At 67.7% G+C, this 13,406-nt stretch carries 11 protein-coding genes; 9 read left to right on the top strand and 2 right to left on the bottom strand.

Features of this window, described 5'->3' with window-relative positions; translation table 11 throughout:
• Positions 1 to 124: 124 nt before the first annotated feature.
• From Aco04nite_RS14650 to pknB, 7 genes are all read left to right on the top strand, one after another.
• Positions 125 to 907 carry an FHA domain-containing protein gene (locus Aco04nite_RS14650; RefSeq protein ID WP_203837240.1) on the top strand — a complete coding sequence of 261 codons (783 nt, stop codon included), beginning with the start codon at positions 125 to 127 and terminating at the stop codon, positions 905 to 907.
• Between the two features lie 5 nt (positions 908 to 912).
• Complete coding sequence (locus Aco04nite_RS14645) at positions 913 to 1,398, top strand: FHA domain-containing protein FhaB/FipA (protein ID WP_212997789.1); 486 nt, start codon at positions 913 to 915, stop codon at positions 1,396 to 1,398.
• On the top strand, positions 1,395 to 2,819 hold the full coding sequence (locus Aco04nite_RS14640; protein WP_212997788.1) for a PP2C family protein-serine/threonine phosphatase: 1,425 nt from the start codon (positions 1,395 to 1,397) through the stop codon (positions 2,817 to 2,819). Before Aco04nite_RS14645 ends, Aco04nite_RS14640 begins: the two co-directional genes overlap by 4 nt.
• A gap of 82 nt (positions 2,820 to 2,901) precedes the next feature.
• On the top strand, positions 2,902 to 4,350 hold the full coding sequence (locus Aco04nite_RS14635; RefSeq protein ID WP_244876001.1) for an FtsW/RodA/SpoVE family cell cycle protein: 1,449 nt from the start codon (positions 2,902 to 2,904) through the stop codon (positions 4,348 to 4,350).
• Positions 4,347 to 5,840, top strand: a complete 1,494-nt coding sequence (locus Aco04nite_RS14630; protein ID WP_212997786.1) for a peptidoglycan D,D-transpeptidase FtsI family protein — start codon at positions 4,347 to 4,349, stop codon at positions 5,838 to 5,840. Before Aco04nite_RS14635 ends, Aco04nite_RS14630 begins: the two co-directional genes overlap by 4 nt.
• Before the next feature lies 1 nt (position 5,841).
• Positions 5,842 to 7,191 (top strand): serine/threonine-protein kinase, encoded by a 1,350-nt coding sequence (locus Aco04nite_RS14625; RefSeq protein ID WP_212997785.1) that lies wholly within the window; start codon positions 5,842 to 5,844, stop codon positions 7,189 to 7,191.
• Complete coding sequence (gene pknB / locus Aco04nite_RS14620; RefSeq protein ID WP_212997784.1) at positions 7,188 to 8,999, top strand: Stk1 family PASTA domain-containing Ser/Thr kinase; 1,812 nt, start codon at positions 7,188 to 7,190, stop codon at positions 8,997 to 8,999. Before Aco04nite_RS14625 ends, pknB begins: the two co-directional genes overlap by 4 nt.
• A 59-nt stretch (positions 9,000 to 9,058) precedes the next feature.
• Here the strand turns inward: pknB and Aco04nite_RS14615 are convergent, their stop codons facing one another.
• Positions 9,059 to 9,691, bottom strand: a complete 633-nt coding sequence (locus tag Aco04nite_RS14615) for a winged helix-turn-helix transcriptional regulator (RefSeq protein WP_212997783.1) — start codon at positions 9,689 to 9,691, stop codon at positions 9,059 to 9,061.
• Positions 9,692 to 9,772: 81 nt separating this feature from the next.
• Between Aco04nite_RS14615 and Aco04nite_RS14610 the strand changes: the two genes are divergently transcribed.
• Entirely contained in the window at positions 9,773 to 10,531 is a 759-nt protein-coding gene (locus tag Aco04nite_RS14610; RefSeq protein WP_212997782.1) for an MBL fold metallo-hydrolase, read from the top strand.
• A 64-nt stretch (positions 10,532 to 10,595) separates the two neighbouring features.
• Positions 10,596 to 11,033, top strand: coding sequence for a nuclear transport factor 2 family protein (locus tag Aco04nite_RS14605; protein ID WP_212997781.1), 438 nt, complete (start codon positions 10,596 to 10,598; stop codon positions 11,031 to 11,033).
• 169 nt (positions 11,034 to 11,202) lie between these two features.
• Here the strand turns inward: Aco04nite_RS14605 and Aco04nite_RS14600 are convergent, their stop codons facing one another.
• A complete protein-coding gene (locus Aco04nite_RS14600; RefSeq protein WP_212997780.1) occupies positions 11,203 to 13,344 on the bottom strand; it encodes a (Fe-S)-binding protein in 2,142 nt (713 codons plus the stop codon).
• Between the last annotated feature and the right edge of the window lie 62 nt (positions 13,345 to 13,406).

Here is a 13,406-nt window from a genome sequence, read left to right as displayed (position 1 = left end):
ATCGCGAGCAGGTGTTTCCCCGCGACGCCAGGAAGACTAGCACGGCGTCGCGGGGCGTTATACGAGGGTCAGGAGCGACCGGCCGCTCGTCGCAGAGATGCGCAAGCGGCGGCCGGATACCATCATGTCCTCGGAACCCGAGGAGGAGCCGGTGAGCGTGCTGCAGCGCTTTGAGAAGCGATTGGAAGGCCTTGTCGAGGGGGCCTTCGCCAAGGTGTTCAAGGGTGTCGTGCACCCGGTGGAGATTCTGAATGCCATGCAGCGGGAGGCCGAAGCCCACAAGGCTATTCTCGCCGGTGGCCGGACTCTCGTGCCGAACCGCTACGTCATCGATCTGTCCCCCTATGACCACAGCAGGCTGGCGCCGTATGCCGCCGCGCTGGCCCAGGAACTGGCCCAGTCGCAGGCGGAGTTCATCGGCGAGCAGGCCTGGACGGTCTACGGGGACGTGATCGTCGAGATCGAGCGGGGCGATGGGCTGGACACGGGGATGTTCCGGGTCACGGCGGAGGTGTACACCGGCGGCGAGGTCGCTCCGGTGCAGCAGCCCGCCTATGACTCGCAGCCCGCGTATTCGCCTTATGACCAGCAGCAGGGTGGTTACCAGCAGCAGGGGCACAACGGTCGCAGCGTCGGCCTTGTCTCCGGCGACGGGCGTACCTATCCCCTGCAGATGGGGTCGACGGTGATCGGCCGAGGTGACCAGGCCAACCTGCGCCTGCCCGACGTCGGGATCTCCCGCCGCCACGCGCGGCTGGATTACGACGGCAGCCAGGTCGTGTTGACGGATCTGGGCTCGACCAACGGCACCATGGTCAATGGCCAGCGGGTGTCGGCGGTGGCCCTGAACCCGGGCGACATGATCCAGTTGGGGACGACGACGTTGACGTTCCGAGTGGACGGCTAGGCACCTTGCCTGAATTCGTCCTCACCGTCGCTCGTTTCGGCTTCCTCATCCTGCTGTGGATCTTCGTGTTCACGGTGGTCGGGGTGATCCGTAAGGATCTCTTCGCCGGTGTCCGGTCCAAGAGCATCGTGGCTACGCCCCGGGGGGTGGGCGGCGGCGTGATGCCTCAGGGCCGGCCGGCGAAGGCGAAACGCGGCAAGGCGGCCCGGCAACTGGTCGTGACCGCGGGTCAGCTTGCCGGCACCAGGATCACTCTGGGTGAGGCTCACATCACGATAGGGCGTGCCGAGGATTCGACCCTCGTCATCACGGACGACTTCGCGTCGGCCCGGCATGCCCGGCTCGTTCCGCGGGACGGCCAGTGGTTCGTCGAGGATCTCGGCTCGACGAACGGCACCTATCTCGATCGCGGTAAGGTCTCCGGACCTACTCCCGTCCCCCTTGGCGTGCCGATCCGGATCGGCCGCACTTCCCTTGAGTTACGGCCATGACCCTGACTTTGCGCTACGCCGCCCAGAGTGACCGCGGTCTGATCCGAGACGGAAACCAAGACTCCGTCTACGCCGGACCGCGGCTCCTTGCCGTCGCCGATGGCATGGGCGGCATGGCCGCCGGTGACGTCGCCAGCAACATCGTTATCGCGGCCATGGCTCCGCTTGACGAGGACGTCCCCGGCGATGCGCTGGTGGACGCTCTTCGGCAAGCGGTCGGCACGGCCAATCAGACGCTGCGCGACACCGTCGATGCCAATCCCGCGCTGGAAGGGATGGGCACGACGCTGACCGCTGTGCTCTTCTCGGGCAGCAAGATCGGGATGGTGCACATCGGCGACTCGCGCGCCTACATGATTCGCGCGGGCGAGTTCGCCCAGATCACCAAGGACGACACGTACGTCCAGATGCTGGTCGACGAGGGCCGGATCAGCCCGGAGGAGGCGAGCAGCCACCCGCAGCGCTCGCTGCTCACCCGGGCGCTCGATGGGCGGGACATCGACCCGGAGTATTCGGTTCGCCAGGTGCTCAAGGGCGACCGCTATCTCATCTGCAGCGACGGGCTCTCCGGTGTGGTCAGTGCCGAGACCATCGGCGAGAGCATGCGGGACATCCCCGATCCGCAGGCGTGTTGCGAGCGGCTCGTGCAGCTCGCGCTCCGCGGCGGCGGCCCCGACAACATCACTGTGGTGGTGGCCGACGCGACGGACGCCGACATCGTCGAGCAGGCGCCGATCGTGGGTGGCGCTGCCGCCCGTGACCGGGGCAACTCGACCGTGGCCGACAGCTCCAGCGCCGCCGCGCGGGCGGCCGCCCTGCAGTCCCCGCCTCGTCCGGCTCAGCCCGAGGGCCCGGCCTACGAGCGGGACGAGCAGGAGCAGCCCAAGCGGCACCCCGTGCGGACAGGTCTGCTCGTCCTGTTGCTTCTCGCCGTGCTCGGTGGCGGGTTGTGGACGGGCTGGCGTTACACCCAGGACCAGTTCTACGTGGGCGCCACCGAGACGGGTGAGCTCGCGATCTTCCAGGGTGTGCCCGGGCAGATCGCCGGCCTGGATCTCTCCAGCGTCGACGAGACCACGACGGGCCGCCTCGAGGACCTCACCACGGTCGCACAGGACCGGGTCAAGCAGGGCATCCACGCCGACAGCAAGGCCGATGCCCAGCGCATGGTGCTCGAGCTGACCAGCGAGGATCCGTCCAACCCGAACCTCAAGCCGGTATGCGCACCGAGCAGCGCCGCTGCCTCGATCACACCGTCGGCGAACCCCTCGGTCTCCGCGTCCGCGGGGAAGAGCTCGGGGCCCACCAAGAACACGAACTCCTCGGCGCCGACCGAACCCACCACCACGCCGGACGCACAGCCTTCGGACTCGACCCCGCCGGTCACCAGCGACCCGGTCGGGTGCCGGCCCGTCGACTGAGTGCCGTGCCCGACCGACGTCTGGGGACTCTTTCTTGACCGCGCCCGCCATACCGGCTCCCACACCCGCCTCCACGGGTGAGATGCCGCGCGTCCCGGGCACGAGGACGGGACGCAACGCGGAGCTCGGGCTGCTCGCCTTCGCAATGATCATCGTGGCGCTCTACGGCGCCATTGTGGAGGCGAACCAGCTCGGCAAGATCACCACCACCTTCTGGGTGCCGGCCGCGCTGCTGAGCATCCTGTTCCTGGGCCTGCACCTGGTGGTCCGGTTCACCGCGGCGTGGGCCGACCCTGTGCTCATCCCCGCGGTGGCCTTGATCAACGGGCTCGGCGTGGGGTTCCTGCGCCGGCTGGACATCGCGAAGTCGATCACGAAGAAGCTGCCCGAGCCGGGCATCTTCTCCGGCATCGGCGGCCGCCAGCTCGCGTGGACGCTGGTCGCGTTGATCCTGGCCGCGGTGTTGCTGCTGATCGTGCGCGATCACAAGGCGGTCTCGCGGTACGCGTACACGCTGGGTCTGGTCGGTATCGTGCTCGTGATGATCCCGGCGGTGCTGCCGGCCTCGATGTCCGAGATCAACGGCGCGAAGCTCTGGATCAAGATCGGCGGATTCTCGATCCAGCCGGGTGAGTTCGCGAAGCTCGCGCTGGTCTCTTTCTTCGCGTTCTACCTGGTGCGCAAGCGCGAGGTCCTGTCGCTGGCCAGCCGCCGTTTCCTCGGCATCGACTTCCCCCGTGGTCGCGACCTGGGCCCGGTCATCACGGTCTGGCTGCTGTCGCTGCTGGTCCTGGTGTTCGAGAAGGACCTCGGCACGGCGCTGCTCTACTTCGGTCTCTTCGTGGTGACGCTCTATGTGGCCACCGAGCGGGCGAGCTGGCTGATCATCGGCCTGATCATGTTCTTCGGCGGCGTCTACGTGGCTTACCTGCTGGGCGCGTCCGTCGGCGGCCCCTTCGCCAACTTCTACGACCGCGCCTCGATCTGGCTCGACCCGTTCGCGCCGCAGTACGTCTCGAACGAGGGCTATCAGCTGGTCCAGAGCCTGCTGGGGCTCGGCACCGGCGGGCTGTTCGGCACCGGACCGGGTGCTGGTTCGCCGGGCTTCGTGCCCGAGGTCCAGACCGACTTCATCTTCGCCGGCATGGGTGAGGAGATCGGCCTCTTCGGCCTCTCCGCACTGCTGGTGGTCTACCTGCTGATCGTCGAGCGGGGTCTGCGCGCGGCCATCCTGGTGCGCGACTCGTTCGGCAAGCTGGTCGCCGGTGGTATGGCGTTCACCCTGGGCTTGCAGGTCTTCGTCATCCTTGGTGGCATCACCGGGCTGATCCCGCTGACCGGTCAGACGACACCGTTCCTGTCGGCGGGTGGTTCGTCACTGATGGCCAACTGGTTGCTGATCGCGATGCTGCTGCGGATCTCGGATGCCGCTCGTAAGCCCGCGACGGGTGGCCCGGCGGCCCAGGCCGGTGGCCCCAAGCAACCGCCCGCACAGCTGCACGGCGCCATGACGGAGGTGATCAAGCCGTGAACGCACCCCTGCGCAAGGCCGGCGTGGTCGTTTTCGTCCTGTTCGGACTGATCTTTGCCAACCTGAACTGGGTTCAGGCCTACAAAGCCGACAAGTACCGCACCGATGATCACAACGGTCGCGTTCGCGTGGCGGAATACAACACGCCGCGCGGTGTCATCGAGGCGGACGGCAAGGCGCTGGCCGAGAACAAGGCCACCGACGATACCTACAAGTACCTGCGTGAATACCCCGAAGGGGAGATGTACGCGCCGGTCATCGGTTACAAGGGCGTCAACCTCGCGGCGACCGGCATCGAGCGCAGCGAGAACGAGTTCCTCTCCGGCACCAGCGACAAGCTGTTCGCCGACCGGGTGAGCTCGATGTTCACCGGTGACGAGGCCCGTGGCGGCAACGTCGTGCTGTCACTGAAGACCAAGGCACAGGAAACCGCCTGGAAGCAGCTCACAAACAACGAGCGCGGCGCCAAGTTCGGTTCCGCGGTCGCGATCGACCCGCGTACGGGTGCGATCCAGGCGATGGTCTCCATGCCGAGCTACGACCCGAGCCCGCTGGCCAGCCATGACACCGAGGATGCGGCGGCGGAGTACAACAAGCTCAACGCCGACAAGGACAAGCCGCTGCTCAACCGGGCCACGTCCGAGACGTACCCGCCGGGCTCGACCTTCAAGGTCATCGTCTCGGCGGCGGCGCTGCGGGCCGGCTACAAGCAGGACACCGAGATCCAGGCGGGCGACGAGTACATCGCCCCCGGCTCCGGCGCGCCGATTCACAACGCCGAGGCGGAGACCTGCCCCGGCTCGAAGATCAGCCTGAAGGAAGCCCTGACCGAGAGCTGTAACACCGGCTACGCCCGCCTCGGCGTGGACCTCGGTGGTCAGAAGGTCCAGGACGAGGCCAAGGCGTGGGGCTTCGAGCAGGAGGACCTCACGGTCGGCGACCTGAAGGACGGCGGCCTGCCCGTCGCGGCGAGCCACACCGGTGACCTCACGGTGGCGAACGACCAGGGTGGCCTGGCCCAGTCGTCGATCGGTCAGAAGGACGTCCGGATGACCACGGTCGAGGGCGCGCTGATGGCGGCGACGGTGGCCAACGGCGGTGTGCAGAAGCGCCCCTACCTGGTGCAGCAGCTGCTCACCGCGGACCGGCGGCCGATCTACACGGCCAGCCCGGAGACGCTGCGGACGCCGATCAACGGCTCGATCGCCGGTGATCTCAAGGACATGATGATCAGTGTCGTCGAGAACGGCACCGGCAAACAGGCCAAGATCAGCGGTTATGACGTCGGCGGCAAGACCGGCACGGCCCAGAACGCCGAGGGTGCCGACCCGCACGGCTGGTTCATCGGCTTCGCCTTCAACGACAAGGGTGAAGCGGTTTCCGCGGTATGCGTCATGCTTGAGAACGTGAGCGGCGGTCATGCGAGCGCCGAGGCTGCCCGGATCGCCGGGCTCATCATGAAGGCCGCGGCCGGTGGGGGAGGGGACTGACGTGATCAGCCCTGGGGTGACCCTCGGTGGCCGCTACCGTCTGGACGAGCGGATCGCCGGTGGCGGCATGGGTGATGTCTGGCGCGGCACCGACGAGGTGCTGGGCCGGACCGTCGCCGTCAAGATCCTGCTGCCCGCGCTGCTGGACGAGCCCGGCTTCGCCGAGCGTTTCCGCGGCGAGGCCCGGACCATGGCCACGATCAACCACCCCGGTGTGGTCGACGTCTACGACTACGGCAGCGACCAGCAGCTCGCCTTCCTCGTCATGGAGTACGTCGAGGGTGACGCGCTGTCGCGGACGCTCAGCCGCGTCGGACGGTTGACGCCCGCGCGCACCATGGCGCTGGTGGCGCAGGCCGCCGACGCGTTGCAGGCCGCGCACGCCAACGGGATCGTGCACCGCGACGTGAAGCCCGGCAACCTTCTCGTACGCCCGAACGGCACCCTGGTCCTCACCGACTTCGGCATCGCCCGCTCGGCGATAGTGGGTCAGCTGACCGTGGCGGGCTCGGTTCTCGGCACGGCGTCCTACATCTCACCCGAGCAGGCGTCCGGCGCGACCGCCACCGCGGCCTCCGACGTGTACGCCCTGGGCGTCGTCGCCTATCAGTGCCTCTCCGGCCACCGCCCGTTCGACGGCGCGACGCCGATCGAGATCGCCATGAAGCACGTCCGGGACCGCCCGCGCCCGCTCCCGGCCGACATCCCGCCGTCGGTCCGCGCGATCGTCGACCGGGCCATGTCCAAGGACCCGACGGCGCGCTGGCCCACGGCCTCGGCGATGGCGGCTGTGGCCCGTCAGGCGGCGTCGTCGCTGACCACCCAGGTGCACCAGCCGGCCGTCAACGGCTCGGCCCCGATGATCCGGCCGCAGTCCGGCGCCGGCCCGTCGAACCACCCGCAGTCCGGTGGACCGGCGGTCAACAACCGGCCGTATTCCGGTGTGCCCCAGTCCGCTCCTCCTGTGCCCGGTTCCGGCCGTCCGCCGTACCCACCCGTGCCCCGCCCCGTTTCCGGTGCTCAGGGTGCACGCGGAGCTGCCTCGGTCCCCCCGGCGCAGCAGCAGCCCTACCGACACCCGTCGGCCCCGCCGATGTCGCACCCGCAGATGGCTCCGGCCAAGCAGGGTGACGGCTCGGGCGGCCGGCAGGTCCTCATCGTGCTGGCCGTCGTGCTGGCATTGCTTGTCCTGCTCTGTGCCGGTGTGATCTCGTTCCTTCTGAAGAACGGGAACACCAGCTCTCTGGGCGCGGCCGATCAACGTGCTGCGGCGGCGTCGTACCGTCTTACGAAGCAGGCTGGTGCTCCGCACCGCCTCATCCCCGCGACCGAAGGACGACAGACGTTATGACGGCGCCCTCCCGCCTGCTCGGTGGCAGGTACCAGGTCGGCGAGCTGCTGGGCTACGGCGGTATGGCCGAGGTGCACCGGGGACGCGACCTCCGGCTCGGCCGAGATGTCGCCATCAAGATGCTGCGGACCGACCTGGCCCGCGACGCGACGTTCCAGGAACGCTTCCGCCGTGAGGCTCAGAACTCCGCTGCCCTGAACCACCCCGCGATCGTGGCTGTCTACGACACCGGCGAGGAGATCTCCGCGGCGGGGGAGAAGCAGCCGTTCATCGTCATGGAGTTCGTCCCCGGCAAGACGCTCAAGGAGGTGCTCGCGGCTGAGCAGCGCCTCCAGCCGCGTCGCGCCCTCGAGATCCTCGCCGACATCGACGCCGCCCTGGAGTTCAGCCACCGGCACGGCATCATCCACCGCGACATCAAGCCCGGCAACGTGATGATCACGCCGAACGGGCAGGTCAAGGTCATGGACTTCGGCATCGCCCGGGCGCTGGCCAGCGGTGCGACCACGATGACGCAGACCAGCGCGGTCATCGGCACGGCGCAGTACCTCTCGCCGGAACAGGCGCGCGGCGAGTCCGTCGACGCCCGCTCCGACGTTTACGCGGCCGGCTGCGTGCTCTTCGAGCTGATCGTCGGGCACCCGCCGTTCGTCGGCGACAGCCCGGTCAGCGTCGCGTACCAGCACGTGCGGGAGCAGCCCAAGGCGCCCAGCGACATCGTCCATGACCTGCCGCCCGAGATCGACGCGATCGTTCTCAAGGCGCTCGCGAAGAACCCGCTCAACCGCTACCAGAGCGCCCAGGAGATGCGCGCCGATGCCCTGCGCGCCGTCGCGGGGCGCCCGGTCATGGCCCCCGCGGTGATGACCGAGGCCGAGACGATGGCGATGACCGGCGGCATGGGCGGCGCGCCGACGGCGATGACCCGTCCGATCCAGGCCGGATACGGTCCTCCCCAGCGCGGCGGCCCTCAGCAGCCGCAGCGCAAGACCTCGTCGTGGGTGATGGCCGCGCTGGCCGCGCTCGGCGTGCTCGCAGTTGTCGCGCTCGGCATCGGGCTCGCCCTCGCGGGCGGCAACGACGACAACAACGACGCTCCGGTGACCAAGGCCATCCCGAAGGTGACCGGCCTCTCCGAAGGTGACGCGAAGACCGCCCTGACCCAGGCCGGCTTCACCAACGTCAGCGTCGGCGACGCCATCCCGAAGCAGGACTGCAAGGAGACCGTCGAACGGCAGACACCGGTCGAGAGCACCGCGGTCCCGCTCGACCAGCAGATCACCATCCAGGTCTGCTCGCCGCCGGAGCAGATCCGGGTGCCGTCCGGCCTCAAGGGCAGCACGCAGAGCGTCGCGGTCGAGGCCATCGAGTCCAAGGGTCTCAAGACGGACATCGCCGAGATCGACAGCTCGTCGGCGAGCGGGACGGTGATCAAGGTCGAGAAGGAAGGCGAGAACGTCGACCCGGGGACGACCATCACGATCACGGTCTCCCGCGGCAACCTCGTCGCCATCCCGGACGTCAAGGGCCAGACCGTGGACTCGGCCAAGGCCGTGCTGAAGTCGTTCGGCTTCACCAACGTGACGACCGAGGAGAGCAACGAGGACGGCGCTCCGGGCACGGTGGTCAGCCAGACTCCGAGCTCCGGCAGCAAGAAGTCCAAGTCGACGAAGATCGTCCTCACCGTCATTGCGGAGAAGGAGCCGGAGCCCTCCGACACGCCGAGCACCGACCCGAATGCCTCGAGCCCCCCGCCGGATGACGGCACCGGTGGCGGCGAAGGCACGGTCGACGGCCTTCTCAACTGACCAACCTTTAGGTACGCCCGGAGCCCGGCAGCTGATCGAAGCGGCCGGGCTTCGTCGTGTCAGCGGTCCGGCAGGATCCGGCGGACAGCGTCGAGCTCCCCGGCGAGCTGCAGGCCTTCCAGCTCGGCATCGTGCAACGACAGCCCTCCGGTCAACAGCGCGGTCAGCACCTTGGGCGGCCCGGTGAGCGTGGCCGCGGGCTCGTCCACCCGGCCCGGATGGGTGTGCACCACGCCGTGGTTCACCTCGAGCACCAGGTCCTCGTTGTCCTCGGCGTGCAGCTGGATCGCCACCGGAGGCTCGACGGGGGTCCGATCCGTCAGAGCCCGGGCGGGCTGGGCGAGCCAGTGTGTGCGGAAAGTGCCCATGCCGGGGGACTCGTGGAGCAGGGGGACACCCCAGCGGCTGAGCTCGCGGAGCACCGAATCCAGCTCACGGCCACGGTCGGTGAGCGTGAACAGGGTGGTGGCGACGGGTGGCGGCGCTGCTTCCCGGCGGATCAGCCCGGCCTCCTCGAGCTCGCGGAGCCGGTCGACGAGCAGGTTGCTGGCTATGCCGGGCAGCCCGTTGCGCAGGTCGGTGTGGCGGGACGGGCCGAGGGCGAGGAGCTCCCGGACGATCAGGAGGGTCCACCGGTCCCCGATCAGGTCCAGTGCCTTCGCGATGCCACAGAACTGCCCGTAGGTGCGCACGGGGTCAGCCTATCGACTCTTGTTGAGAATAAAAAGCTGCTTGTTGACTTTCTCAACAAGAAGGTTCTAGCGTCCTCGGACATGAGCCACACTTTGCGTGTACGCCGTCTGGCCTGGGCCGGCCTCGAGATCAGCCTCGGTGACCTCCGGCTGCTGATCGATCCGTTGGAGAACGCGGAGCCACTCGCACCCGCGATGGGCGTGCCGCGCCGGCCGCTGCCGCCCGTCGAAATCTTGCCGGGCACTCATGCCCTGATCACGCATCTGCACCCGGATCATTACGACCATGGGGTGCTCGCCAGGATCGGTGGCGAGGGGACCGTCGGCTGCCATGAACCGGTCGCGGCGGCGTTGATCGATGCGGGGCTTCCCGTGGTGGCCCAGAAGATCGGGCAGACGCGGGACCTGGGCGGGCTGACCGTCACGCCGGTGACCTCGCTGGACTGGCGAGGCAACGACGCCGACCAGGTCGCCTGGATTGTGGCCGGTGGCGGGCGGTGCATCATCCATTGCGGGGACACCATGTGGCACGGTAGCTGGTGGCAGATCGCGCGTGACCATGGGCCGTTCGACGTGGCCTTTGTGCCGGTCAACGGGGTGATCGCTCGATTCGAGGGCTACGAGGCGAACGTTCCGGTGACCATGACGCCGGAGCAGGGGGTGGAGGCTGCTGTCGCACTCGGCGCCGGCGCTGTCTGCGCGATCCACTACGGGCTGTTCGACAATCCGCCGACCTACGTTGAACAGCCGGATATCGAGAACCGCTTCCGCAATGCCGCATCGGAACGCGGGATTACCGCGATCCTCGCCGCTGACGGGGAGCCGGTCGTTCTGCGCTGATCAATCGATATGAGGCGGTGTTAACGTCGGTCATCGCGTATCCCACCAGCGGTATGGAGTTGCGATGGTTCTGAACGCCGATGACAGGCTGGCCATCCACGAGGTGATCTCACTTCACGGTCACCTGTGTGATGCCTCTGCCTATGACCGGTTCGATCTGGTGTTCACGGCTGACCTTGTGGTTGACGTGAGCGATCTCGGGCTTGCTCCGGTGCCGCATGTGGGGCCGTCCCAGGAGCGCCTCGACATGTATATCGGTGTTGCGCACAGCCGGGGGCCCGGTGACACGATTGCTCTGCATGTCACCAATGTTCTCGTTGTTGAGGACGGTGCTGGGGCTCGCGCATGGTCGAAAGCGCTGGCTCTTGGCAGGGACGGGTCGGTCGCCAGTTATACGTATGCGGATCGGCTTGTGCGCACCGATGTGGGATGGCGCATCAGGCACCGGAAAGTCTCGCCTCGGCGGGTGCCCGGGGTGGGGATCGAACCACTGATCGTTTAGCGGCGGGTTCGGGGTTCGGGCATTTGGGATTTGGGTTTTGGGGGCGTGGCGGTCTTGGGCCGCCACGGCCGGATGCGCGCGTGACGGCCTGGGCCGGTGAATGGTCGCGGGCGATAGCCGCCGGAGGCGGGGTTCGCGGCTGGTGCGGTTGTGGGGGTGGCGGGCGTACTTATGAGATTGCTTTTTCGCCCTTGATGCTGCGGAGAAGAACGCTGGCGACATCGATGACCTCGACGTTGTCCTGTTCGCCCTTGCCGGTTACGCCGTCGCCGATCATGGTGTAGCAGAAGGGGCAGCCGACAGCGATTGTCTTCGCGCCGGTGGCCAGTGCTTCCTCGGTGCGTTCGACGTTGATGCGCTTGCCGATTTTCTCTTCCATCCACATGCGGGCGCCGCCGGCACCGCAGCAGAAAGAGCGTTCCGAGTTGCGGGGCATTTCGGTGAGGCCGCCCTCGATGGCGCTGCCGAGAACCTCGCGGGGGGCGTCGAAGACGCGGTTGTGCCGGCCCAGGTAGCAGGGGTCGTGATAGGTGACGCCGCCGTCGACCGGCTGGACCGGGGTGAGTTTGCCCTCGGCGACCAGGTGGGCCAGGAGCTGGGTGTGATGCACTACCTCGACCTTCAGGCCGAGCTGTTCGTATTCGTTGCCCAGGGTGTTGAAGCAGTGCGGGCAGGTCGCGACGATGCGCTTGACCTTCGCTTCCTGGAGCGTTTCCACGTTCTGCTGGGCGAGCATTTGGAAGACGAATTCGTTGCCGATCCGGCGCGCGGGGTCACCGGTGCAGGTTTCGCCCTCGCCGAGAATGGCGAAGTCGACGCCGGCCTCGTGCAGCAGCGTCGCCACGGCGCGGGTGGTCTTTTTGGCCCGGTCCTCGAATGCGCCGGCGCAACCGACCCAGAACAGGTAGTCGAAATCGGACTCGCCGACCCGCTTGATCTCGAAGTCGAGGCCCTTTGTCCAGTCCTCGCGGGTGTTCTGCGGGGCGCCCCACGGGTTGCCCTTGTTCTCCAGGTTGCGCAGCATGACGCCGGCCTCGGCCGGGAAGCTGGATTCGATCAGCACCTGGTAACGGCGCATGTCCACGATGTGGTCGACGTGCTCGATATCCACCGGGCACTGCTCGACGCAGGCGCCGCAGGTGGTGCAGGACCAGAGGACGTCGGGGTCGATGATCCCGCCCTCTTCCTCCGTGCCGATCAGGGGCTTGTTGCCCTCGGCGAGCGTGAGGACGTCCATGTGTGCGAGCTGGGCCGCCGTGGCCTTTTCCTCGCCCGTGAGGTCTTTACCGCCACCACCGATCAAATACGGAGCCTTTGCGTACGCGTGATCGCGCAGACTGGTGATCAGCAGTTTCGGGGAGAGCGGCTTCGCGGTGTTCCAAGCGGGACACTGCGATTGGCAGCGACCACATTCGGTGCACGTGGAGAAGTCCAGCAGACCCTTCCAGGTGAACTGCTCGACCTGGGCGACGCCGAACTGGTCCTTCTCGGGGTCCGCCTCCTCGAAGTCGAGCGGCTTGCCCTGGCTCATCATCGGGCGCAGCGCACCGAGACCGGAACCGGCCGGCTTCTCCGGGGCGCGCTTGAAGAAGATGTTGAAGAACGCGAGGAAGCGGTGCCAGGCCACGCCCATCGTCACGTTGAGCGCGATCGTGATCAGCCAGCCCATCGAGATGAACAGCTTGACCAGCGCGACCCAGGTCGGCCCGTCCTCGGCCCTGGGCAGCAGCGCGCCCACACCGTGGCTGAGCGGGGTGGCCCAGGCCGGGAACTCGAAGGTGTCGTTGGCGACCTTGAAGCCGCGGATCAGGAAGCCACAGACCAGGACCCCGACGATGATCGCCTCGACGAAGTACGCCTGCCACATCGTGGAGCCCGTGAAACGGCTGCGGGGCTTCCGCCTGGCCAGCTGGCGGATCACGATCAGCACCACGATCCCGGCCAGGCCGAGAATGCCGATCAGCTCGGTGCCCAGCCCGTAGATCAGCCAGTGGCCGATGATCGGGAGCCCGCCGGCCGGGTCGACGACCTCGAAGTAGGCCTCGACCACCAGCAGGAACAACACCATGAAGGAGACCATGACGAACCAGTGCGCGCCGCCGACGACGCCCCACTTCAGCATCCGGGTGTGACCCAGGGTCTCGACCAGCATGGTCTTCGCCCGGGTGCCCTTGTTCTCGAAGCGAGCCGGGTCGGGTTGACCCTGCCGGATCACTGCTGTCATCTGGATGACAGCACGCACCGCGAGGACGACGGCCACGAGAGTGATCGTGCCGGCCAGAACGGTGGCGATGATCTGCGCGACGCCCATCTGCGTTGTGCCTCCTCGGTCGGGTGCCGACCTATGTTACCCACGGGTAATCGCTTTGCGCG

Source organism: Winogradskya consettensis, assembly GCF_018332715.1.
Lineage (GTDB): Bacteria > Actinomycetota > Actinomycetes > Mycobacteriales > Micromonosporaceae > Actinoplanes > Actinoplanes consettensis.
This window is presented reverse-complemented; position numbering and strand designations above follow the sequence as displayed.